27 protein-coding genes are annotated in these 21,566 nt (G+C 35.5%); 13 read left to right on the plus strand and 14 right to left on the minus strand.

Translation table 11 applies throughout. From position 1 onward, the window contains the following. Positions 1-18 precede the first annotated feature (18 nt). A complete protein-coding gene (locus OLM58_RS20375; protein WP_249965544.1) occupies positions 19-3,189 on the minus strand; it encodes an efflux RND transporter permease subunit in 3,171 nt (1,056 codons plus the stop codon). A gap of 6 nt (positions 3,190-3,195) precedes the next feature. Further along, entirely contained in the window at positions 3,196-4,359 is a 1,164-nt protein-coding gene (locus OLM58_RS20380) for an efflux RND transporter periplasmic adaptor subunit (RefSeq protein ID WP_264530399.1), read from the minus strand. Between the two features lie 267 nt (positions 4,360-4,626). Between OLM58_RS20380 and OLM58_RS20385 the strand changes: the two genes are divergently transcribed. The 3 genes from OLM58_RS20385 to OLM58_RS20395 are packed head-to-tail and all read left to right on the plus strand — an operon-like array spanning position 4,627 to position 6,719. Further along, on the plus strand, positions 4,627-5,676 hold the full coding sequence (locus tag OLM58_RS20385) for a sensor histidine kinase (RefSeq protein ID WP_264530400.1): 1,050 nt from the start codon (positions 4,627-4,629) through the stop codon (positions 5,674-5,676). Beyond that, complete coding sequence (locus tag OLM58_RS20390; RefSeq protein WP_264530401.1) at positions 5,673-6,407, plus strand: LytR/AlgR family response regulator transcription factor; 735 nt, start codon at positions 5,673-5,675, stop codon at positions 6,405-6,407. The genes OLM58_RS20385 and OLM58_RS20390 overlap by 4 nt, the downstream gene beginning before the upstream one ends. Positions 6,408-6,425: 18 nt before the next feature. Continuing rightward, positions 6,426-6,719 carry a DUF3861 domain-containing protein gene (locus tag OLM58_RS20395; RefSeq protein ID WP_017495650.1) on the plus strand — a complete coding sequence of 98 codons (294 nt, stop codon included), beginning with the start codon at positions 6,426-6,428 and terminating at the stop codon, positions 6,717-6,719. Between the two features lie 116 nt (positions 6,720-6,835). Here the strand turns inward: OLM58_RS20395 and OLM58_RS20400 are convergent, their stop codons facing one another. Further along, positions 6,836-7,099, minus strand: a complete 264-nt coding sequence (locus OLM58_RS20400) for a DUF2024 family protein (protein WP_264530402.1) — start codon at positions 7,097-7,099, stop codon at positions 6,836-6,838. 37 nt (positions 7,100-7,136) lie between these two features. Then, positions 7,137-7,370: a thioredoxin family protein gene (locus tag OLM58_RS20405; protein WP_264530403.1), complete on the minus strand. Its 234-nt coding sequence runs from the start codon at positions 7,368-7,370 to the stop codon at positions 7,137-7,139. A 182-nt stretch (positions 7,371-7,552) separates the two neighbouring features. Between OLM58_RS20405 and OLM58_RS20410 the strand changes: the two genes are divergently transcribed. Both OLM58_RS20410 and OLM58_RS20415 read left to right on the plus strand, forming a co-directional pair. Further along, complete coding sequence (locus OLM58_RS20410) at positions 7,553-8,284, plus strand: YggS family pyridoxal phosphate-dependent enzyme (RefSeq protein WP_264530404.1); 732 nt, start codon at positions 7,553-7,555, stop codon at positions 8,282-8,284. Positions 8,285-8,314: 30 nt separating this feature from the next. Continuing rightward, a complete protein-coding gene (locus OLM58_RS20415; protein WP_264530405.1) occupies positions 8,315-9,049 on the plus strand; it encodes an AAA family ATPase in 735 nt (244 codons plus the stop codon). 52 nt (positions 9,050-9,101) lie between these two features. On the opposite strand, the gene OLM58_RS20420 is transcribed toward OLM58_RS20415, so the two are convergent. Both OLM58_RS20420 and OLM58_RS20425 read right to left on the minus strand, forming a co-directional pair. Beyond that, the gene (locus tag OLM58_RS20420; RefSeq protein WP_264530406.1) at positions 9,102-9,716 is read right to left on the minus strand and encodes a thioredoxin family protein; all 615 of its coding nucleotides are present in this window, start codon (positions 9,714-9,716) and stop codon (positions 9,102-9,104) included. Positions 9,717-9,719: 3 nt separating this feature from the next. Further along, positions 9,720-10,193 carry a TlpA family protein disulfide reductase gene (locus OLM58_RS20425; protein ID WP_264530407.1) on the minus strand — a complete coding sequence of 158 codons (474 nt, stop codon included), beginning with the start codon at positions 10,191-10,193 and terminating at the stop codon, positions 9,720-9,722. Positions 10,194-10,363: 170 nt separating this feature from the next. Here OLM58_RS20425 and OLM58_RS20430 point away from each other — a divergent pair, with 170 nt between their 5' ends. Next, positions 10,364-10,792 carry a DUF6326 family protein gene (locus tag OLM58_RS20430; protein ID WP_264530408.1) on the plus strand — a complete coding sequence of 143 codons (429 nt, stop codon included), beginning with the start codon at positions 10,364-10,366 and terminating at the stop codon, positions 10,790-10,792. 24 nt (positions 10,793-10,816) lie between these two features. Here OLM58_RS20430 and OLM58_RS20435 read toward each other — a convergent pair whose 3' ends face one another. Both OLM58_RS20435 and OLM58_RS20440 read right to left on the minus strand, forming a co-directional pair. Further along, the gene (locus OLM58_RS20435) at positions 10,817-11,215 is read right to left on the minus strand and encodes a hypothetical protein (protein WP_264530409.1); all 399 of its coding nucleotides are present in this window, start codon (positions 11,213-11,215) and stop codon (positions 10,817-10,819) included. A 61-nt stretch (positions 11,216-11,276) separates the two neighbouring features. Beyond that, positions 11,277-11,594 (minus strand): winged helix-turn-helix transcriptional regulator, encoded by a 318-nt coding sequence (locus OLM58_RS20440; protein ID WP_264530410.1) that lies wholly within the window; start codon positions 11,592-11,594, stop codon positions 11,277-11,279. Positions 11,595-11,758: 164 nt separating this feature from the next. On the opposite strand from OLM58_RS20440, the gene OLM58_RS20445 reads away from it, so the two are divergent. Continuing rightward, complete coding sequence (locus tag OLM58_RS20445) at positions 11,759-12,676, plus strand: DsbA family protein (protein ID WP_264530411.1); 918 nt, start codon at positions 11,759-11,761, stop codon at positions 12,674-12,676. A gap of 510 nt (positions 12,677-13,186) precedes the next feature. Then, positions 13,187-13,456 carry a hypothetical protein gene (locus OLM58_RS20450; protein ID WP_070908282.1) on the plus strand — a complete coding sequence of 90 codons (270 nt, stop codon included), beginning with the start codon at positions 13,187-13,189 and terminating at the stop codon, positions 13,454-13,456. Between the two features lie 125 nt (positions 13,457-13,581). Here OLM58_RS20450 and OLM58_RS20455 read toward each other — a convergent pair whose 3' ends face one another. Continuing rightward, positions 13,582-13,956 (minus strand): STAS/SEC14 domain-containing protein, encoded by a 375-nt coding sequence (locus OLM58_RS20455; RefSeq protein WP_017495637.1) that lies wholly within the window; start codon positions 13,954-13,956, stop codon positions 13,582-13,584. Positions 13,957-14,287: 331 nt separating this feature from the next. Here OLM58_RS20455 and OLM58_RS20460 point away from each other — a divergent pair, with 331 nt between their 5' ends. From OLM58_RS20460 to OLM58_RS20480, 5 genes are all read left to right on the plus strand, one after another. Beyond that, entirely contained in the window at positions 14,288-14,662 is a 375-nt protein-coding gene (locus OLM58_RS20460; RefSeq protein WP_264530412.1) for a YdeI/OmpD-associated family protein, read from the plus strand. Between the two features lie 471 nt (positions 14,663-15,133). Beyond that, positions 15,134-15,583, plus strand: coding sequence for a YhcH/YjgK/YiaL family protein (locus tag OLM58_RS20465; protein ID WP_264530413.1), 450 nt, complete (start codon positions 15,134-15,136; stop codon positions 15,581-15,583). Positions 15,584-15,626: 43 nt separating this feature from the next. Continuing rightward, complete coding sequence (locus tag OLM58_RS20470) at positions 15,627-16,439, plus strand: SDR family oxidoreductase (protein ID WP_264530414.1); 813 nt, start codon at positions 15,627-15,629, stop codon at positions 16,437-16,439. Between the two features lie 119 nt (positions 16,440-16,558). After that, complete coding sequence (locus OLM58_RS20475) at positions 16,559-17,119, plus strand: DUF2911 domain-containing protein (RefSeq protein WP_264530415.1); 561 nt, start codon at positions 16,559-16,561, stop codon at positions 17,117-17,119. Between the two features lie 213 nt (positions 17,120-17,332). Next, a complete protein-coding gene (locus OLM58_RS20480; protein ID WP_017495632.1) occupies positions 17,333-17,665 on the plus strand; it encodes a YegP family protein in 333 nt (110 codons plus the stop codon). Positions 17,666-17,724: 59 nt separating this feature from the next. On the opposite strand, the gene OLM58_RS20485 is transcribed toward OLM58_RS20480, so the two are convergent. The 5 genes from OLM58_RS20485 to OLM58_RS22170 all read right to left on the minus strand — a co-directional run bounded on the left by OLM58_RS20485 (position 17,725) and on the right by OLM58_RS22170 (position 21,495). Next, on the minus strand, positions 17,725-18,114 hold the full coding sequence (locus OLM58_RS20485) for a helix-turn-helix domain-containing protein (RefSeq protein ID WP_264530416.1): 390 nt from the start codon (positions 18,112-18,114) through the stop codon (positions 17,725-17,727). Between the two features lie 220 nt (positions 18,115-18,334). Next, positions 18,335-18,748, minus strand: coding sequence for a hypothetical protein (locus OLM58_RS20490; protein WP_070908278.1), 414 nt, complete (start codon positions 18,746-18,748; stop codon positions 18,335-18,337). Between the two features lie 353 nt (positions 18,749-19,101). Continuing rightward, positions 19,102-20,004: a carbohydrate kinase family protein gene (locus tag OLM58_RS20495; protein ID WP_264530417.1), complete on the minus strand. Its 903-nt coding sequence runs from the start codon at positions 20,002-20,004 to the stop codon at positions 19,102-19,104. Between the two features lie 334 nt (positions 20,005-20,338). Beyond that, the gene (locus tag OLM58_RS20500; RefSeq protein ID WP_017495627.1) at positions 20,339-20,515 is read right to left on the minus strand and encodes a histone H1-like protein Hc1; all 177 of its coding nucleotides are present in this window, start codon (positions 20,513-20,515) and stop codon (positions 20,339-20,341) included. A 446-nt stretch (positions 20,516-20,961) separates the two neighbouring features. Further along, positions 20,962-21,495: a YcxB family protein gene (locus tag OLM58_RS22170; RefSeq protein WP_413614486.1), complete on the minus strand. Its 534-nt coding sequence runs from the start codon at positions 21,493-21,495 to the stop codon at positions 20,962-20,964. Between the last annotated feature and the right edge of the window lie 71 nt (positions 21,496-21,566).

The following is a 21,566-nucleotide window of genomic DNA, read 5'->3' on the forward strand; positions in this document are numbered from 1 at the left end:
TTTTTTAAAATTAAATTACTACTCTTTGTGAGTTTCTATCAATTGTACTTCCTCTTCATCGTCACCTTCATCATCATAATTTTCTTTTGGCGGACCACTCACACGCTCTTGCAATGTCTGGAAAATAATGAACAATACCGGAATTACAAATACTCCTAAAATGGTACCGATCAACATTCCGCCAACAGCACCCGTTCCAATCGATTTATTTCCAACGGCACCTGCACCCGAAGCAAACATTAAAGGAACAAGTCCCAAAATAAAAGCAAAAGAGGTCATCAAAATCGGACGGAAACGTGCCACAGCTCCTTCAATAGCCGCCTGTACAATTGGCAATCCCTTTCGACGTCTTTCGAGCGCAAATTCGACAATCAAAATCCCGTTCTTGGCCAATAACCCAATTAACATGATTAAGGAAATCTGCAGGTAAATGTTACTGTTTAACTTGAAAATAATCGAGAACAAATAGGCTCCCGCCAATCCAAACGGAATTGAAAACAGTACAGCAAAAGGCAGGATATAACTCTCATATTGCGCACTTAGCAGGAAATAAACAAATACCAGACACAATACAAAAATAAAGATCGTCTCACTCCCTGATGCTAATTCTTCACGCGTTAATCCCGAAAATTCATAACCATAACCTGCAGGAAGACTCTCTGCTGCTACTTCCTGAATCGCTTTAATAGCATCTCCGGAACTATAGCCTGGTTTTGGCGCTCCCGTGATCGAAATAGAAGTAAACAGGTTAAATCTTGAGATAGATTCCGGTCCGAATACCCTGGTCATTTTTACGAACTCGGTAATAGGCGCCATCGTTCCGGCACTGTTACGAACAAAGATCTTGTTCAAACCTTCGGTATTGGTTCTAAACTCCGGAGAAGCCTGAATCATCACACGATATTGCTTACCGAATTTATTAAAATTAGAAGCATACAATCCGCCATAATAACCTTGCATGGTTGATAAAATAGTATTGACTGAAACACCTGCATCTTTTGCTTTTGCCAGATTAATATCCATCATGTACTGAGGGAAACCCGGGTTAAAAGGTGTCGTAGCATATTGTATCTCCGGACGTGCCGAAAGCTTGGCGAGAAATTCATTGTTTACTTTATAAAATTCTGCGGTACTGTGGCCTCCTTTGTCCTGTAACTGAAATTCAAATCCCCCACTTTGTCCAAATCCCTGAATCGTTGGCGGGGAAATAAAGAAAATATTAGCTTCCCGAATACCACTGGTTTTAGCAAACAGCTGACCAATTACATCATCGACACTGAGCTCACGATCTTCCCAGCTTTTCAATCTCACAATTACCATACTATAGGCACTACCCGCACCTGCCGTAAAGTTCTGACCCACGATACGAAGGGTATTTTCGACCCCCGGAATGGTGTGCGCTATACTATCGACCTTTTTCGCTACAACGTCAGAACGTTCCATAGAAGCTGAAGGCGGCAAACTGATATTGGCAAAAACTACACCCTGATCTTCCGCAGGAACGAAAGCTGACGGTGTCGTTTTCATCATATAGAACAAAGCTCCCGCAGCAAAAAGTATGGATCCCAGTGCAATCCATTTTTTAATGGAAAGGAACTGAACAGAACGTTTGTATTTTTCGGTTACATTGTCAAACGCAACGTTAAATGAGGTATAAAATCTCTGAATAAAACTTTGATGTTTGTGATCGTCAGCATGTGGTTTTAAAAGTAAAGCACACAACGCCGGACTCAAAGTAAGTGCGTTCACAGCCGACAGAATAATCGCAACCGCCAATGTAATTCCGAATTGCTTATAGAAAACCCCGGTCGAACCTGTGATAAAGGTAACCGGAATAAATACCGCCGCCATCACCAGTGTGATCGAAATGATCGCTCCCGAAATCTCATTCATGGCATGAATAGTAGCTTTCTTAGCCGATTTGTACCCATTGTCGAGTTTGGCGTGTACCGCCTCGACGACTACAATCGCATCATCGACCACAATACCAATGGCCAAAACCATCGCAAATAGCGTCAGCAGGTTAATGGTAAAACCGAATAAATTCAGGAAGAAGAACGTACCAACAATCGCAACAGGAACTGCAATCGCCGGAATTAAAGTCGAGCGGAAATCCTGAAGAAAAATAAATACTACAATAAAAACCAGAATAAAAGCTTCTACCAAAGTGTGAATTACCTTCTCAATTGAAGCATCCAGGTTTTCATTGACATTGATTAATACGGTATACTTTATGCCTTTCGGAAACGTTTTTACGGCTTCGTCAATCAATTTTTTAGAATTATTAATTACATCACGTGCATTCGAACCGGGAGTCTGACTAATCGCAATACCTACAGACGGGCGTCCGTTTGTGGTACTGGTCGAAGAATAACTTAAAGAACCCAATTCTACTTTTGCCACATCTTTTAAACGCAATAATTGTCCGTTTCCGGCTGATTTAATGACGATCTCTTCAAATTCTTTTGCGCTTGTTAAACGCCCTTTGTATTTGATTACATATTGAAAAGCCTGATCTCCGTTTTCACCAAATTTTCCCGGTGCCGCTTCAATATTTTGTTCTGCCAAAGCAGCCGAAACATCACTCGGAATCAATTTATACTGCTGCATTACATCGGGTTTCAGCCAGATACGCATCGAATAATCTCTTGAACCGAAAACGGTAACATCTCCTACTCCCACTACACGCTGAATTTGCGGTACTAAGTTGATCTTAGCATAATTTTGAAGAAATGTCTGATCGTAGGCTTTATCATCACTGTACAAAGAGAAAATCAATAAGTTACTACTCTGACTTTTAGTCACGGTTACCCCCGCCTGAGTTACCTCAACCGGCAATAAACTGGTAGCTCTGGAAACCCTGTTTTGTACGTTTACTGCAGCTAAATCGGGATCGGTTCCTACTTTAAAGAAAATTTTTATAGAGGCATTACCATCATTAGTAGCCGTAGAAGTCATATAGGTCATGTTTTCTACACCGTTGATCTGCTCTTCAAGTGGAATTACGATACTTTTTAGGACCACATCTGCATTCGCTCCGGTGTAACTTGCTGCTACATTCACAGTTGGCGGTGCGATGTCCGGATATTGCGCAATAGGAAGCGCGGCCAGTCCCAGGATTCCCAGGATTACGATAATAACCGATATTACCGTAGATAGTACCGGTCGTTGTATGAATATTTTAAACATTTCTTTTTATTTTAAATCCGCGTAAACCGTTTCTGCACTTTGATTCTGAGCTTTAATTTCAGTTCCGTCTTTAAGTGCTGCCACACCTTCCAGAACAATTTGGTCGCCGCTCTGCAAACCGCTTTTTACGACATAATAATTTCCTGCAGTATTTTCTAAAACCGTAATATTGGCGTTTTTAGTTTTCCCGTCTTTTCCAACTACCACAGTAAATAATTTATCCTGAAGTTCAAAAGTGGCGCTTTGAGGAACAATAATCGCTTGATTCACTTCGTTTGGAATTCGCACTGTAGTACTGTTTCCGCTTCTGATGATGCTCTTTGTATTGGGGAAACGTGCTCTGAAAGTAACGGAACCAGTCTCGGTATTGATTAATCCGTTTACAGTTTCAATACGCCCTTTTTCACCGTAAGCTGTACCATCTGAAAGAAGCAGAGAGACAGCAGGCATCTTTTTAATTTTTTCTGCCAGTGCAATTCCGGAATCTGTATTCTGAGTAAAACTTAGAAGTTTTTTTTCATTCACTGCAAAATAAGCATATACATTTCCGATGCTTGAAACCGTCGTTAAAGGATCTGCGGTATTAGAACTCACTAAACTTCCCAAACGAAACGGAATAGAGCCCACCACTCCGTCAACAGGACTGGTTACTGTTGTATATCCCAAGTTTGTCTTGGCATTTACCAAACTTGCATTGGCCTGCGCCAGTGTTGCCAAAGCTGATTCATAAGTATATTGTGCCGATTCTAAATCGTATTTACTGATGATTCCTTTTTCAACCAACGGCTTTACTTTATTGACTGCCAGTTTAGCCGCACTTAAATTAGCCTGAGCACTTTTGATACTTGCAGTGGCAGTGCGAACTTCCTGCTCATATTCCGGAGCACTAATTTTAAATAATGGCTGTCCGGCCCTAACCACGGCACCTTCATCAACAAAAATCTTATCAATATACCCTTCTACCCGCGGACGAATTTCTATATTTTGCTGTCCCTGAATACTGGCGGGATAATCTGTATATAAAGTTGCCGATTTAGGTTCTAAAGTCAGCGTTTTATATTCTTTAACTTGTGGTGCACCTCCGGCCTGAGCCGCTTTATCATTTTTGTTTCCACACGAAGTGATGATAATAGATGCTGCTAGAATACTAAAAAAAGATTGCTTCTTCATTTTTATGGATTGTGTGATTATCTATTTATTAAGGAACAAAAGAACTGAAATAGAACACACAAAATTTTTACAATAGACGAAAAGCCCCCTGCAATCGATAAAGATTAGATGAGAACCGATGGAAGATGTTCCCTGATAAATAAGTATTTTTGTAACAGCCTCGTCGACTCTAAAATGGTTTTTACGGGTTGTAAATCTATTTTGAGCGATTGGTTTTATATCCTGTTCAAATAAAAAGTAATATTGTCCTTAAAATCACAACTTACAATGACACCCAATTTTTTTAAACCGTTTATGTCTACCGGATTACACATCCTGGCCTGGGTATTATTAGGATATATGCAGCTGTTTTATATTCCGCTTACCTGGAATATAGCACTTCCCCATATATTCTGGATTTGGCAAACCATTGTTTTGCTTTTCATGCTTGCGATTTTTTACTATAATGCCAAGGTAATTGTTCCAAAAACCATCATTAAAGACAAAATTGGTCCTTTCCTGTTATGGATACTATTGATTATTTTCATCATGCAGCTGGCATCCTATTTTTACAACCTCAACACCGATTTACATAACAAACTGGCTGCGCTTATCCGATTCAAACGATACCGAAACACCTATTTCGATAACTATATTTTTAGTCTCACCTTACTGGTTCTGGCCATCAGTACCAGTTATGCCATGCTGCTGCATTGGCAAAGAGCTGCTCAACATAAACAAAAACTGGAGCAGGACAAAACGATGACCGAACTGGCCATGCTGAAAGCACAAATCAATCCGCATTTCTTCTTTAATTCGCTTAACAGCATTTACTCCCTTACGTATACTAATATTGAAGATTCCCGTAATGCGCTTCACACTTTAAGCCGAATGATGCGATACCTGCTTTACAGTACTGAAGGCGAAAGAACAACTTTATTGAAAGAGGTAGATTTTATGAAGGACTTTATTGCTCTAATGAAACTTCGGGCTAACAGTAAACTGACTATTACAGGTGATATTCCGGAAAAAATTCAGGATTATCCAATTGTACCGATGCTCTTACTGCCTTTAGTCGAAAATGCCTTTAAACATGGTGTGCATGCTACGGACAAAAGCGAGATTCATTTTGCGCTGAAACAAAACGGAACCCTTCTTGAATTTGAGGTAGAAAACACTTTTTTCGAGAAAACAACTCCAACAGAACAGGGCGGAATTGGTTTAACCAATACCAAACGCCGATTACACCTCATCTATCCTGACAAACACAGTTTAACGGCCGGTATTGATCCAAACGGAAAATATAAAGTAAACCTGCAAATAACTTTAGAACAATGATTGTATTAAAATGTATCGCAGTAGACGACGAACCGCTAGCCTTAAAATTGGTCGAAACTTTTATAGAACAAACTCCTTTTTTGCAGTTGGTTCAAAGCTGTGATAATGCTATTGAAGCTATGAGTCTGATACGGGAACAACAACCCGACATTATTTTTCTGGATATCAATATGCCGAATTTAAGCGGTATGGAACTTGCCCGGCTTTTACAGGAACAACAGGGAACATTACCTAAAATAATTTTCACCACAGCCTATAATCATTATGCTATTGAAGGCTATCGGGTCAACGCTGTTGATTATCTTTTAAAACCCTTTAGTTATGAAGAGTTTTTAAGAGCTTCCAGCAAAGTTTTACAATTAACAGAAGAGGCCTCCGGTCAATTTCAGTCCATTACGGCAGATGATGATGATTTTATTTTTCTGAAAGTAGAATACCAGTGGGTTCGAATTTCATTAAAAGACATCTTGTATATCGAAAGTCTCAAAGATTATGTGAAAGTACATCTTGAAAATTCCCCAAAAGGATTAATGTCTTTGATTTCTTTAAAAGCGCTCGAAGAAAAACTACCCTCCCTAAAATTTATGCGAATCAATCGCTCCTTTATTGTTGCACTGGACAAAATAAACTCCATCAGTAAAAATTCAATATTCATTAATAAAACCGAGATCACGGTTGGTGAACAATACAAAGAAACCTTTAAAACCATTGTAGACAAATGGTTGAAATAGAATTTAAAAAATAATATAATGCAAAAAAGATCAAACAAATATTACCTGACTTTAAGCTTAAAAGAATACGCAAACGGCGAAACAGAACCCGCAAAAGAACTTGGAATAGAATTCGACAATCATGATGAAATATTTGATATCATCGAAAAAATAAAGGCTAAAAACCTGTTTGAAAATCCACACGAAGCTACCCAATTTGCACTTGGTCTCAAATTGTTCAGTGAAATAAAACTGAAACACCGCAACAATCCTCTTTTTGAGGAATTAAATGAAGTCTTTCCGGTTTTCATGAAAAAACTAAAAAGTTTATAATTATAAGCTGCTCTCTATGTAATTTATTTTAACACCTAGAAACATAGGCTCTGTATCTATAAAAAAGGCTGAAACGTTATTGTTTCAGCCTTTTTTATACAAAACTAAAGAATCAGTTAATTACAGTTCTCCATTTCGATAATCGAAAATCCCTGTTTAAGAATCTGACTTTGCACAGTCTCAGGAGCCTTGTCAATATGACAAAATTTGCATTCCTTTGAGGTCAGCGGTTGCCCATCCTGTGCTACTGTTTTAAGATACTTTTTGCCATATTCAAAAATCTGGTTTTCATCGACAGTACGTTCGTCAACCAGAATATCAAAATGCATTACTGTTCCGTCTTTTCGGGTTACATAGGTATCCCATACTGCTATCTTCATGCGATTTACATTTTACATTTCACGTCTCACAGTGAATCTATCCAATTACATCTGCTATAGAAGCGCCAAAATTAATATGAAGCACATTTCCGTTTGGCGTTACCAAAGCCGGAACCGATTGCAATCCTGCTTTTTGAGCCTCTGCAATTCTGAATTTATCGACACCCAGATGGACAACTTCAACCTCAGCAGGGTTAATTAAACTTAAAATATCCTGTTCTGCACTAATACAAACCGGACAGCCGGCATGATAAAAAATTGATTTACTCATTTTAATTTGTTTTTAATTTGACTTTATTGTCCGTACAAAATTACTTCGATTCAGGATCTGCCAAATAATCCAGTTTTTTCATTTATTGCTCTAATCTGGTCCAGTTTACCTCCAAACTGGACTATTACTTATACTAAAAACTGGATCTTTTAAGTACGTCAGCTTACCGCTAATTTTGCCGCATGAAAGAAGATATTATTTTCAATTTAAAACAGGTTCATCAACGCATGGAGAATGCCTGCAAAAGTTCCGGCAGAAATGTATCAGATGTGAAACTGTTACTGGCTACTAAAACCGTTTCAGTAGCAGACATTCAAATTGCGATCGATGCGGGAGAGACACTCATTGGCGAAAATAAAATGCAGGAACTCCGTGATAAAAATCCGGAACTAAAAGATTTAAAAATCGAACGACATTTTATTGGCCATCTTCAAACCAATAAAGTCAAAGACGTTCTTAAGTACGTTACTTGTATTCAATCTCTCGACAGACTAAGCTTGGCCAATGAATTAGACAAGCAATTGCAAAAAGAAGGACGGACACTGGAGGTTTTTATACAAGTAAACACTTCATTTGAAGAAAGTAAATTCGGACTGCCACCGACAGAAGTACTTTCATTTATTCAAAAGATAAAACGTTACGAAACTCTTAAAATTAAAGGACTAATGACTATTGGATTGCTGGATGTCGAAAAAGAAAAAATGCGTCCGTCTTTACGTTTGCTCCGAAAAACAAGAGATGAAATTTACGCGGCCGAAATTGAAGGCATCCCTAATTTACAACTTTCAATGGGAATGTCACAAGACTTAGAACTAGCCATTGCTGAAGGTTCGAATCTGATCCGAATTGGAACTTCAATTTTTGGAAACCGCTTTTTAGGAAAAGAAATCTGGAACGAAAATATTGCAGAATAAAGTCTAATTTTGCACCAAATAAAATTACAAATGAATCTGCACGAACTTGTTGTAAACGATACTGAAAAAGTAGCACTGGAAGATTTACTTTTTAGCACAGAGAATAAAACGGTATTAATTCAGACGATAAAAGAACATAAATACATCGAAGAATTAAAAAAATACAATCTCAAAGTAGATAACAAAATACTACTGCACGGGCATTCCGGCTGTGGCAAAACCACTACTGCAAAAGCCATTGCAAACGCTTTAAACAAGAACATTGTTATTGTGAATCTCAGTACCATAATCGATGCTAAAATTGGAGAAACTTCTAAAAATGTAAAAGTGTTGTTTGATAAAGCAATTCGTGAAAAAGCGGTTTTGTTTCTCGATGAATTTGATCAGATTGGTAAAAGCCGTGACAGTCAGGACAAAGATGTTGCCGAAATGAAACGTCTGGTAAATACGATCATTCAACTGATTGATTATCTTCCGGCAGACAGTTTACTTATTTGTGCGACCAATTATTACGAAAGTATTGATACAGCTTTGCTGAGAAGATTTCAAATCAAATTAAAATTTGAAATGCCCGATGATTCACAACTGAATGCCTATTATGATAAACTGCTTGCTCATTTTCCGATTCATCTTCAGGAAATTAAACGCAAGTATGCTATTTCTTATGCTGAAGCTAAAGACTACATTCATACCACAATGAAAAAGCAAATTATTGCCGAACTGGAATTTCAAGAAGAACAGAAACTAACGGAGATCATAGCATAAAAAAATGCCTCATCACTGAGGCACTTTCTATGACATTGAATTTCTTAAAAAATTAAGCTTTCGCTTTTCTTTTTACCGTACAGCCGATTTCTTTGGTTTGTGTAACGGCAGGTTTTTTATTGCTTTTTAATGCTGCGATCACCTCTTCAGCATACTTTGTTTTTTCGGTTTTAGTTCCTTCCGGATCACTATCAATTGCTCCTACATACTCTACCACATTTCCTTTATCGGTTTTAGAAACGATAAAAAGATGGGGTGTACGTTTCGCCCCATATTGATCGGTAACTTTTTGTCCGGCATCAAATAAATAAGGAAACGGATATTTTTTATCTTTTGCCAATTCCTGCATTTTATCAAAAGAATCCGCTTTAGAAGCTTCAGGATCATTTGGATTAATGGCAATTACCGGATAACCCTGGGCTTTGAACTTTTTATCCAATTCAATTATTCTTTGCTCGTACGCTACCGCATAAGGGCACGTATTACAGGTAAAAACAACGATGTATCCTTTTGCTTTTGGAAAACTGCCAAAAGAAACTTCTTTTCCGTCTACGTTTTTCAATTTAAAATCCGGAGCCGTTTCGCCGGCTTTAAGGGTTGTGCTCTGAGCCTGAGAAAGCAGCAGATTAAACAAAAACAGAGTCACAGCAGTAATAAACTTATTCATAATTTACAGTTTTTTATATTCAGTTAATAATTGTTCGTAGGTAAATTCAGATTCAATAAATTTTCTTTTATTCTCTTTAATAAATAAGGTTGCCGGAATGCTTCCCGACCAGTCTTTATCAATGCGGTCTATATATTCCTGCGGATTGCTTTCGTTTAACAGAAAAACTTCATTTTTCAGGTTTTTTCTTTTCACAAACGGAACTACAGCTGAGTTTAACTTAGATTTAAAATCGACACTTACCAATAAAACCGCTAATTTATCTGATTTATGATCCGCCTTTAACTTTTCAAAATGAGGCAGCTCTTTAATGCAGGGTGCGCACCAGGTAGCCCAGAAATTAACAACATAAGTACTGTCTTTGCCGTTCTTAATTCTTTCGTTCAGCTGATCGATGTTTAACAGCTTTACGCTTTGACTGTAACCACTTACGGAGAAAGCAAATAAAACAAGAATTCTTAAGATGTTGATTTTCATATTCGTTAATGCTTTTTACATTTTGCCTTACAAATATAAACGAATGAAAATTTACTTTTTGTTAATAAAAGTTTAATGATTATAGCAAAATTTTTCTTTTGGTCAAATTTATAAAGCTGTAAATTGTAACAAAATACTAAAAATTCCGTCATACAAAAAAACAAAACCATATGGATACCAATCAGAATACCAGTAATTTAAAAGATTTCGAAGTCAATATCAGAATAAAACTTGCCTTTCTTTGGGCAGCGGTAACGTTGTGTTATTTGTATGGTGATTATTTTGAATTGTACCTACCCGGAAAAACAGCCGGACTTGTAAGTGGTGACAATCTATTAAACAGTCCAATGAAACTACTTTCTGCAGCTATTCTACTCGCTCTGCCTCCTCTAATGGTGTTGTTCTCTATTTTTTTAAAGCCCAAAATAAACAGGTTGCTCCATATTTTGTTTGGGATATTTTTTACCCTAATCATGCTGCTTATTGCGATTAGCTCGCTAACAGCATGGAAAAGTTTTTATGTTTTTCTGGCACTGTTCGAAAGTGTCATTACGGCCATAATTGTAATTCTGGCGTGGAAATGGCCCAGAAAAAACTAATCGTAAAAAATTTTCTTAGAACTACTACTTTCCCGTTGTTATGTTTACATCGTTCACAAACAAGATCTCTTCCATATTACTCATATTCGTCATCGATAAAACGCCATTCTTGTTCTCATTTATAGCGTTTATTCTAAAACAATATTCATCACCATCCTTATCCATCAACGTTACAAATTCGAGTGTATCATCTGAATTATTCTGGCAGCTGTTTGAAATAGTATATCGGTACATTACTTTAAACGTGTTTTTATCGTAATTGAAAACTTTTCCGTCTGCCGTAAAAACCCATCTTGTATTTCGATTGGCATCGGCGTACCAGGTTCCGACAATTTTTTTAGAGGAAGGATCTGTACTTTGACTGTATCCTGTTGTTACAACCATTTGAAACAACAACACCAAAAATAACAATAGCTTTTTCATCGTTTATATCATTTAATTGTTTTATTCTAAACAGCAATCAAAATTATCCAAACTTACTATTTTACACTCTTGAGAAAATCTCCAACTGCTTAAAAACCGGAACTAATGATGCTCCTTTTTCAGAAAGATGGTATTCGATATGCAAAGGTTTTAAACGAACTACTTTTTTGTCCAGAATTCCAAAATCTTCCAGTTCCCGAAGTGCCGTTGCAACAGATTGTTTGTTCGCTCCTTTAAGTTCTCTTAAAAGTCCGTTGAAACGCAAAGGACCATTAACGGCCAGCAAAAAAATCTGTGGTTTCCACTTGCCCGAGAGCAATTTTAAAAGCCCCTCTGCCGGGCATTCATTCTCCGTTTCCGATGTATTTGCTGTAGTCATATTTTTTAGACTAATTGACTTGTGATTAAAGATGGACGAACTTTACAGTAAAATTATAAAATTTAAACCGAAGCGTAAATCTAAAACAGTTATTTATGAAAAGACTGTCGCTATTATTAATTCTGATCTGCAGTACAAACTGTCAGTCACAAATAAATTCAAAAATGAGTACAGACAAAACAAATCCATTATTGTGTGATCCTGAAACGGGAACCTGTGAAATGCCAATTCAGGAAAAAGCAAATGAAACTTCCATCATTCCAACTACAGATAAACCGATAAAAATTATTTATTACACCGATCCCATCTGTTCTTCCTGTTGGGGAATTGAACCTCAGTTAAGAAAACTAAAACTCGAATACGGCAATTATATCGATATTGATTACAGAATGGGCGGTTTACTTCCGGATTGGTCTTACAATAGTGGCGGGATCAGTAAACCGTCAGATGTCGCTCATCACTGGGAAGAAGCAAGTTTGTACTATGAAATGCCTATTGATGGAAATGTATGGCTCGAAGACCCGCTCGATTCTTCCTATCCATCTTGTATTGCGATGAAAGCAGCGCAAATTCAGAGTAAAGATAAAGCGGTAAAGTTTATGCGGATTCTTAGGGAGAAATTGTATCTCGAAAAGAAGAATATTGCGAAATGGGAAAACATTTCTGAAGCGGCTGAACTTTCCGGTTTAGATACCAAAAAATTAAAATGGGATTACGAAGGAGAAGCTAAAATACTTTTTCAGGAAGATCTGAACTATGCCAGAAGTCTTGGTGTTAGAGGCTTCCCTACTTTGTTTTTTTCTGATGGGAATCAAAATCAATTAACCGTTTATGGTTCTAAACCTTATGCCTCTTATGAAAATGCAATACTAGCCCTGTTCCCTGACGCTAAAAAGAAAAAAACAGCAAATGGGCATCCTTTATCTCTGTTTGAAATTTATCCTACTCTTGCACCAAAAGAATATGCCGTTATTCTGGATATTTCTTACGCCGAAGCCAATACAATTCTGGAGCAATTATTTGAGAAAGGAGAACTAAATAAAAAGTCAGTAAAAAACGGTGTTCTGTATACTAAAAACTAGTCTCTTTAAAAACCAATTGTTCAAATGATCAGTAGAATTGCCAATAGCTGCTAGGGAGTAAAATTTAGCGGTTATTTCTATAAAGGGTTATTTGTACTAAAATTGTGTAACAAAAGAGGAAAACTATGTAATATCAGTAAACTTAAATAGAGTAATTTTAAATCAACAATTTTGTTCTGTAAAAACGAATACTAAAAATTTATGCCATGCAAAGAGCATAATTTAAATCATTTGATTATTTGCATTTACAGCAACTTGTATCAAACTGACTATAATGTGAAAAAGGATCTTATCAATGGAACGAATACCATTTTTTAGAATTATAAAATTTTGCTAAATAAGTAACATGGCAACAATTTGGCAGGATTTTCGCTTGTTTTTTAGAGCGTATGCTCAACTAAGTGTTTTGCATTGTTACGTCAGAAAATAAAAATGAAATAATAAAAACAAGACTGATTGTTAAGAACCATCAGAATGAATAACAAATAAGTTTAATTAAATAAGTATATCATGGAAAAATTGAATTTTATAGATCCTCTATTACACGGAATTACTCCAAAACCAGCCTCTAAGTTTTCTGTAAAAAATTTGATTTTTGCAGGTGTAGGAACTCTTGTAGCAGGTGCTATTTTGAAAAAAGCGGGGCAAGATAAAACTGCTGCCGTTGTTGGAAGCCTGGCTATTCCTCTATTGGCTACAGCTTGCTACAAACAAGTTTCAAAAACCAATAAAGCTAAAAGAGATCTTAACGTAAGCAGCGGTATCGAATACAATCATTAGATTTCGTCTGTTTCAGATCTATTTCGAAATCTCTCAAAAATAGTTTAGTCCCGAATGCATGAATTTTGCTTGGTTTCATCAGGCAATACTTCATGAATTCGGGACTATTTTTTATCTGATAAAAACTAATGAATATTGATATTTCCTTCCACCCAGTTTAATGCTTTATTGAAAGATTCTTTTTTAAAGCCAAGAAAATCACCGGGAATGACAGAACCAAATCCATTAGTAAAAGAAATAATCTCTTCCGAATCTGTAATTATGGCAGCTCTGTTCCATTTTCCAAGATGTTTTAAACCAAGCAAGGCATCTTGCAGCCATACTCCTGAAGTAGAAGCCTCAGTGTCTGTATCCAAAACCAATAAAAAATTAATTTCGTTAGTTTGTTTTACTAAATGTTCCACCGCAGGGATCACGACACTTAGAAAATCTTCATTTGTTACCACTGCCAATGCCCGAAAAGCGACAATATTGTCTGTTGTATCAATTTGATGTATCATAGCATTTATATTTTAAATTGTTATTAATCCTGATCTCTATATCATTTTCACCTGTCCATTAGAAGGGCTTTCCGATACTAATCATGACACCCTTTAAATCGTATCACTTCTAATTGTTTTAAATTTTACAAAAACTTAAGAACTACTAAGTTACAAATTTACAAAGGTTTACAACCCATTAAATAATTCCAATTTTTAAAAACCTTTGAAAATAGTACTCCCGTTTCATTCGTAATCATACCATTTCCAAAACACGACCAGAATCCTTAAAACTTTACACATTTTGCCATTAAATTTCATTAAATTTATGTCCGCACTCAATTCTAAACTCATGGAAACAAAAGATGGAAGAATAACACTTTATGCCAAAACCCGAAAAGAATGGCGCGATTGGCTACAGGAAAACAGTCAGATCGAAAAATCAATCTGGTTGATTTTATACCACAAAAAAAGTAAAACAGAAAGTGTAAATCTTATTGAAGCTACAGAAGAAGCACTCTGTTTTGGGTGGATTGACAGTTTGTGTAAGAAACGGGATGCTGAAAGTTATTATCTGACATTTACCCCAAGAAATGCAAAAAAAAGCAAATGGAGCCAGCCCAATAAAGAGCGGGCAGAAAGAATGATTGCAGAAGGTTTAATGACAGAATACGGTCAGCTTTCGATTGATCTCGCCAAGCAAAATGGCAAATGGGAATCGGTTTAAAGAACTTTAATGACTGTCTTTCCATAGCATTGCCAAACCACAAAATTTTCACATAATTACTACCATTTTCTTATTCGTAAATGCAATTTGATTTGTAGTTTTAGGCTTTAAAGAGTAATGCTGTTCACAACCATTCTGGTAAATAGTTTTAGCGAAAACAACAAAAAATTATCCAATAAAAATCATTCAACACAAAAACAAGCAATTAAAAATCAGCTCATTAAGCCATTTTACATCAAGTATAAATAGAAATATTTCAATCTCAAAAACACTTGTTTTTAGTCGAACTGACAATCCAAAAACGAGCTTTTGACAAGTACTGCCATCAGACTAAAAACAACAAATAACAATCTAATAACCAGTATTTTAAAACTAAGCATATAAAGTAAAAAATAAATCATAAATCAAATCCGAATCCATTCATTTGGCAATCCATTCGGAAACTTAAAATACCTAAAAAAACAAATAACAATGATTGTAGATTCCTTACAAAACGCAGCCAGATACTACAGCCTGCATCCTAATTTTAAAAAAGCATTTGATTACGTAAACCAAAATGACATCAGCACTCTTGAAGAAGGAGCCTTTGAAATTGGCGAGGGCTTAAAAGTAATTGTAATTGTTGGCGAAGGCACCACTAAAGAAGAAAGTATAAAAGGGTTTGAATGTCACGATAAAAATATCGACATCCAAATTCCGATCAAAGGGCCGGAAACTTTTGCCTGGAAACCCAGAGAAAAATGCATTAGTCCTAACGGAGAATACAATGACGAACGCGATGTTCGTTTCTTTTACGACAAACCGGATATGTTTTTCGAATTACAGGAAAAGCAGTTTACAATTCTATTTCCCGAAGATGTTCACTCGGCAATGATAAGCGAAAATTCACTTAAAAAAATTGTTATTAAAGTCAAAGTTTAAAATAGAAACACCATTCAAAACACTATTAATCACAAAATTTTACATGGATTCAATATTTAATCTAAAAGGAAAAATTGCATTAATTACCGGTGGTGCCGGAGTACTGGGAAGTAACTTTGCTAACGTTCTGGCCGAACAGGGTGTTATTACCGGAATCATTTCCCAGTCTATCGAAAAAGCCAATACAACCGTAGCTGCAATAGAAAGCAATGGTGGAAAAGCTTTTGCCATTCAGGCGAATGTCTTAAACAAAGAAGAACTGGAAAAAGCCAAAGATTTTATCGTAAAAAAATACGGCCGTCTCGATATTCTAATCAATGCTGCAGGAGGAAATATGCCTGGAGCTACCATCAGCCCGGATCAGGCCATCTACGACCTTCAAACCGAAGACTTACAAAAAGTAATCGATCTGAATATCATTGGAACTATGCTGCCTTCACAAGTATTTTCGGAACTTTTTGCTCAACAAAAACAGGGAAATATCATTAACATCTCATCGGCAGCCGCACAACGTCCTCTGACGAGGGTAGTAGGATATGCCGCTTCGAAGGCAGCAATCGATAATTTCACACAATGGATGGCCGTAGAACTGGCTACTAAATATGGTGAAGGAATACGTGTCAATGCCATTTCACCCGGATTTTTTATAGGAGAACAAAACCGCTCTCTCTTACTGACTCCGGAAGGAAAACTAACACCAAGGGGGGAAAAAATCATCGAACATACTCCCATGGGAAGATTTGGTACTCCGGAAGATGTCAACGGAGCTCTTTTGTATTTATGCAGTGACCTGTCAAAATTTGTCACGGGAACAATTCTAAAAGTAGACGGAGGATTTGCGGCAGCAAGTATTTAAAATAAAACTTTATCAATCCTATCGCATTACCAAATCATTAACAAAAAAAGAAAAAAAACTATATGATTTCTGTTTAGGATTTTCTTACTTTGTGTGAACACTTAAAAACTATTCTAACTATGAAAAAAATTAATTTATTGGTAATTGTCTTATTGACAGCTTTTTCAGTTAATGCACAAGACGTTAAATTTGCTCCTTTGGATGCGAGTCCGGTTGATATTGCGTATTCTCCAAACAAAGCGGTAAAATTCAAGAAAACCGATAATCCGGCTCCGGCAGTTAAGGTTATTTATTCAAGACCTTCTGTTAAGGGACGCGCTATTTTTGGTGAATTGATTAAGTTTGGTGAAGTTTGGCGTGTAGGTGCTAACGAAAATACCGAAATCAAATTTTACAAACCGGTTACTATTGGCGGAGTAAATATTCCTGCCGGAACTTACAGTTTATTTGCTATTCCTGAAAAAGACAAATGGACTATCATTATCAATAAAGAAATCGATTTATGGGGTGCTTATGCGTATGACGAAAGTAAGGATATTGCAAGAGTAAGTGTTCCTGTAAAACCAGTATCCAACACAATTGAGGCCTTATCTATTGCTTTTACTACTCAGGGTTCCGTAACGAATTTGGTAATTGGCTGGGACAAAACAACTGTTGAAGTTCCAATCACAATAAAATAATAGTCTGTACAATTAGCAACAGAGATAAAGAGATACCAAATGGTGTCTCTTTTTTTTTATGCTTCAACACAAAACAAAAATGGTGAAAAAGAGAAAAATCATTATGATTTAGTTCTCTCTAATTTATTTTTCATCCGGTTATACTTTATACGATGAAGTTTTGTATTTTTATGAATATCAATGAATTTAATTTTTAACTTAATCAAAAAATAGATGGGAAAATTTGTAATTACTAAGAGAGCCAATGGTGAATTTCAATTTAATTTAAAAGCTGGTAATGGGCAAACTATTCTAACAAGTGAAGGTTATACTACCAAAGCGGCCTGCTTAAACGGAATTGAGTCTGTTAAAACAAATTCGCAGGATGACGGAAGATTTGACAGACTGGAATCCAAAAGCGGAAAACCTTATTTCAACTTAAAAGCCAGTAACGGTCAGATTATTGGTGCAAGCGAAATGTATGAAAGTACAAGCGCAAGAGATAACGGAATAGCATCGGTAAAAACAAACGCACCCGAAGCTTCTACAGACGATCAAACTGCATAACTGCAGTACAAAATAATAAGAAATGGGGCTACTGAGCCCCATTTTTTTATTTCCTTAGACTAAATCTCTCCGAATTTTTCTTTATAACGACGTAACTCTTCTTCCGTTTTGCTTAACAATTTCTCTAAAAGCACAATTTTATCTTCATACAAAGCCTTTAAAGCTGCGCTATTATCCGAATTAATCTGAATACTTCCATTATTGTTTCCTCTCACTTTATTAAAACTATTGAAGTATCTCTGACTGTCAAAACTGATTACGTCTTCTACACTAACCTCCAAGATTCTGGCTATTTCAACCAATTTTTCATACGAAAGAATCGTTTTTCCTTTCTCAATTTTACTATATCCTGCCTGTGTAACACCTAACTGATCTGCCATATATTCCTGCGTATAATTTTTTAGTTCTCTTATGCTTTTTATTTTACTTTTTATCGAAGAGGTCATCATTTTATTTGGGGTATTTTGTATCGCTAAAAACCAACCGCTATTAAACTTATAGTATTACAGCCATACTTCTTTAGTATGCGATCGTGCTACTTCAATAGTAGGTTTATGAAGCAGTAAATTTTCATTTTTTTCTGGTGGTAATAATAAAACCATAAAGTATGGCAAGGGCTATAACCAAAAGATCATTTTGGGAAATTTCATCTAATAACATTATTAATTTTTATAGATTTGTTTTCGTTTTCTTCAAAAGTCTGTTAAAATTCAGGTTTAGAAACTCATCGATCTGTTTTCCGATTTCGTGACGGTCTAAAACCTTAATTTTTACTTTAATTTCTTTTTTATATACATCTTTTACAATAACATAATAGTCAAATTCAAAAGTATTATAGAATCTTAAAATGATAAGAACAGCATATACTATAATCGTGGGGCCGATATAATACAAGTCATTTAAATTGGAAAAAAACATACAATAATAAGCCAAAGCGGTAGTCAGAGTAAAAACTCCGTTTTCAAGAAGATAGGTCTTCTTTTTTTTGAGTAAACCAAGTTCTGTAATTTCATTAAAACAGTATTGCCATCGTTTTGAACCATACTGAAACTGAACCTGATCCTGAGTAAGGGTAATGAACATAGTAATTAAAGATTATTAATAAAAGACAAGAAATAATTAGGCTGAATATCAAACACAGCGATAATTAAAAATGGTTTATATTCCTAAAAAAGCAACCATTAGCGGTCTCTTTTTTTTGAATAAAACTCTCTTTCGCAATATTACGCATTCTATGTATTTTCTTTCTTACAAACCTCCTTATAGAATATAACTAACTGTTGTAATTAATTCTGAAATGTCAATTTTTACCTATATCCAATGGTGCAGACCGTTGATTTTACCTCTGTTAAATTTCATTTTTCTTCTTAATGTTAAAAAACAAAAAAGCCCTTAATCAGGATCTATTTAAGGGCTTATCATTTATCATCTTAGAATTAAATTGTCCCAATCAGGAGGTTTTCAATTTTTGAAAGCGAAATTTCAGGATTGGCACCGGGTGACGCAGCAACCAATGCGCCTACAGCACAAGCAAAATCAATTGCATCCTGTGGCTTCTTTCCGGTAAGCAATGAAGTAATTAAAGCAGCTAAAAAAGAATCCCCAGCCCCTACTGTATCTACAACTTTAACAGTATAACCGTAATTCTCATACAATTTATTTTCCCAAAGCAATACGGCACCATATTGTCCTCTGGTTACACAAATAGCATTCGTACTAGTTTTCTGTGCAATAAAATAAATATTTTTTTCCAGTGTGGTAAAAGGCGAATGCAGTGCTGTAGCAACTTCTAATAATTCTTCATCATTAAACTTTATAAAACTGGCGGCATGCATCAACTGTTCTAAAATCCCATAGGAATAATGAGGCTTTCTTAAATTGACATCAAAAACTTTATAAACATTTGTCTGTAATAATTCTTCAAGAGATTTCCTCGATACCTCATCCCGACAAACTAAACTTCCAAAAATCAAAACATCTGCATTCGCTGTCAGACTTTTGGCAAAATCACTCAAAACAATCTTGTCCCAGGCCGCCGGATAATGAATGACATAACTCGCCGATCCTTTCTCGTTCAGGGTTACATCAACCAGACCAGTCGGAAAATCTTCTGACTTGATTATCGCTTCTGCTTCGAGTCCAAGGTTTTTTATATGATTAATAATCGCAGTACCATCTTCATCGCTTCCTACACAGCTAATCATTGCAGCATTGCAGCCTAACGATTGTATTCGCAGGGCAACGTTTAATGGTGCGCCTCCAATCTTTTTTTCTGCAGCAAAAACATCCCATAGTACTTCTCCGTAGGCGACTGCCTTTAGACTTTTTCCGTTACTCATCCTAAAAACAATTTTATATTAGCAAGTCTGTTTAACATACGGTAATGTTGATTTTCTTTCTAAACAGAAGATTGTCTAACTCTTTTTACCGATGTGCCTAAAATACAACTATAAAATTAAACTTCGATCTGGACAATACTAAAAACTGTTGGGTGATTTAAAATAAGAATCAGGAAGATTTGAAAGTTGACACTGCTGTTAAAAAAATTTATCAGTCTTCCTTTTTTTGTTAATCCTGAACAACTTTATAATAAAAAATCTCTCTAAAATTTTCCCATAAAAAAACCTCGCTTAAAGTTCATTAAGCGAGGTCTTTTTCTTTCGAAAAAAAATATTATTTTTTAGATTCTTCGATAGAAACTTTTCTAAACTCTTTTAAAAGTTTTTCAATTTCTAAAGTAGATTTACGCGCTCTTGGTCCAGCAGCTTTAACACCTTTTTCAGTTAATGATTCAGCCTCTGCTTTAAATGTTTCAATTTCGGCGTTGATTTTTACTAATAGATCGTTCATGCTTATAATTATTAAATTAAGTCGCAAAAATAGAAGTTTGAATGGGAGTTACAACACATTTGCTGTTAAATTTATCCTCATTTTTAGGTCTCTGGCTTAACGATAAATTTACTTTTTCACTTTTTAGCATTTCATTTTTCACAACAAACTAATAGTCAATATTTTATTTTACAGCCCTAATAACTCCTGCCCTGTAAGGCATTCCGAAGTATTTTTTAAAAAAAATCATTTTGTAGCTACAAAACACATCAAAAAACTAGATTTTCACCCCTTTCTCCAATTGAAATTCTTCTTCTTTTTACAAAAATCAGTCAAATATGCGCCGGATTCGACTCAAAAGGCTTCAAAAATGAAGGTATTTGTCGTACCAGACTCCAACTATGAAAAATGGTTTATTTCCTTATTTCAGCTTTTACTTTTGCTAAAAAAAATCTCTTACCCATCAATCAAATTCTTTCTACCCGGGTAACATTGCAATCAATAAATTCAATTAATTTTTCTATTTTCTTTCTACAATTTTCTTTGTTTGAAATTGAAATAATATAACCATTTTTATCTTTAATATATAACAGAAAACAGTCCTTAGTAAGAATTGCCTTTTCTATCTGGCACCATCTATGAGTAAATCCGCCTAACGGGGAATGGACTTCTATAAATGAATTCGTAAAACTAAATTTGTACTGACGTGAAAAACGATCAAATTTTAATAATTTTCTGACCAATCGAAATGTTACTTTGCAAATTGTATTGACTATTGGATAGTGAAAAAGTAAAAAAAGAATCACTAAAAACAAGTCTTTTATAATCCATTGAAAAAAATCATTGTTCCCATACCAGTCTGAATAAACAAAGACCACTAAAGTGACTGCTAAAAAAAACATTACTCTTTGTTTGTACAGATCTTTGAAGTACATCTTATGCAAATTACGTATCTCTGCAATATTCAAATCAAACTCCAATGAAAAAGTAGAGGTGCCCATATGCTTTTACTAATGTTACTTATTAATAAATAATACACTTTTAACCTTTCTCTTCTCTTCTTAAAAAATAA

Source organism: Flavobacterium sp. N502540 (genome assembly GCF_025947365.1).
GTDB lineage: Bacteria > Bacteroidota > Bacteroidia > Flavobacteriales > Flavobacteriaceae > Flavobacterium.

Excerpts from the sequence above, each read along its gene's own strand:
- OLM58_RS20420 (WP_264530406.1), bottom strand. The coding sequence starts at position 9,716 with ATGAATAAGTTTATTACTGCTGTGACTCTGTTTTTGTTTAATCTGCTG.
- OLM58_RS20390 (WP_264530401.1), top strand. The coding sequence starts at position 5,673 with ATGATTGTATTAAAATGTATCGCAGTAGACGACGAACCGCTAGCCTTA.
- OLM58_RS20395 (WP_017495650.1), top strand. The coding sequence starts at position 6,426 with ATGCAAAAAAGATCAAACAAATATTACCTGACTTTAAGCTTAAAAGAA.
- OLM58_RS20460 (WP_264530412.1), top strand. The coding sequence starts at position 14,288 with ATGGAAACAAAAGATGGAAGAATAACACTTTATGCCAAAACCCGAAAA.
- OLM58_RS20400 (WP_264530402.1), bottom strand. The coding sequence starts at position 7,099 with ATGAAGATAGCAGTATGGGATACCTATGTAACCCGAAAAGACGGAACA.
- OLM58_RS20470 (WP_264530414.1), top strand. The coding sequence starts at position 15,627 with ATGGATTCAATATTTAATCTAAAAGGAAAAATTGCATTAATTACCGGT.
- OLM58_RS20380 (WP_264530399.1), bottom strand. The coding sequence starts at position 4,359 with ATGAAGAAGCAATCTTTTTTTAGTATTCTAGCAGCATCTATTATCATC.
- OLM58_RS20495 (WP_264530417.1), bottom strand. The coding sequence starts at position 20,004 with ATGAGTAACGGAAAAAGTCTAAAGGCAGTCGCCTACGGAGAAGTACTA.
- OLM58_RS20440 (WP_264530410.1), bottom strand. The coding sequence starts at position 11,594 with ATGACTACAGCAAATACATCGGAAACGGAGAATGAATGCCCGGCAGAG.
- OLM58_RS20430 (WP_264530408.1), top strand. The coding sequence starts at position 10,364 with ATGGATACCAATCAGAATACCAGTAATTTAAAAGATTTCGAAGTCAAT.
- OLM58_RS20445 (WP_264530411.1), top strand. The coding sequence starts at position 11,759 with ATGAGTACAGACAAAACAAATCCATTATTGTGTGATCCTGAAACGGGA.
- OLM58_RS20485 (WP_264530416.1), bottom strand. The coding sequence starts at position 18,114 with ATGATGACCTCTTCGATAAAAAGTAAAATAAAAAGCATAAGAGAACTA.
- OLM58_RS20375 (WP_249965544.1), bottom strand. The coding sequence starts at position 3,189 with ATGTTTAAAATATTCATACAACGACCGGTACTATCTACGGTAATATCG.
- OLM58_RS20480 (WP_017495632.1), top strand. The coding sequence starts at position 17,333 with ATGGGAAAATTTGTAATTACTAAGAGAGCCAATGGTGAATTTCAATTT.
- OLM58_RS20415 (WP_264530405.1), top strand. The coding sequence starts at position 8,315 with ATGAATCTGCACGAACTTGTTGTAAACGATACTGAAAAAGTAGCACTG.
- OLM58_RS20500 (WP_017495627.1), bottom strand. The coding sequence starts at position 20,515 with ATGAACGATCTATTAGTAAAAATCAACGCCGAAATTGAAACATTTAAA.
- OLM58_RS20450 (WP_070908282.1), top strand. The coding sequence starts at position 13,187 with ATGGAAAAATTGAATTTTATAGATCCTCTATTACACGGAATTACTCCA.
- OLM58_RS20435 (WP_264530409.1), bottom strand. The coding sequence starts at position 11,215 with ATGAAAAAGCTATTGTTATTTTTGGTGTTGTTGTTTCAAATGGTTGTA.
- OLM58_RS20385 (WP_264530400.1), top strand. The coding sequence starts at position 4,627 with ATGACACCCAATTTTTTTAAACCGTTTATGTCTACCGGATTACACATC.
- OLM58_RS20475 (WP_264530415.1), top strand. The coding sequence starts at position 16,559 with ATGAAAAAAATTAATTTATTGGTAATTGTCTTATTGACAGCTTTTTCA.
- OLM58_RS20405 (WP_264530403.1), bottom strand. The coding sequence starts at position 7,370 with ATGAGTAAATCAATTTTTTATCATGCCGGCTGTCCGGTTTGTATTAGT.
- OLM58_RS20455 (WP_017495637.1), bottom strand. The coding sequence starts at position 13,956 with ATGATACATCAAATTGATACAACAGACAATATTGTCGCTTTTCGGGCA.
- OLM58_RS20465 (WP_264530413.1), top strand. The coding sequence starts at position 15,134 with ATGATTGTAGATTCCTTACAAAACGCAGCCAGATACTACAGCCTGCAT.
- OLM58_RS20490 (WP_070908278.1), bottom strand. The coding sequence starts at position 18,748 with ATGTTCATTACCCTTACTCAGGATCAGGTTCAGTTTCAGTATGGTTCA.
- OLM58_RS20410 (WP_264530404.1), top strand. The coding sequence starts at position 7,553 with ATGAAAGAAGATATTATTTTCAATTTAAAACAGGTTCATCAACGCATG.
- OLM58_RS22170 (WP_413614486.1), bottom strand. The coding sequence starts at position 21,495 with ATGGGCACCTCTACTTTTTCATTGGAGTTTGATTTGAATATTGCAGAG.
- OLM58_RS20425 (WP_264530407.1), bottom strand. The coding sequence starts at position 10,193 with ATGAAAATCAACATCTTAAGAATTCTTGTTTTATTTGCTTTCTCCGTA.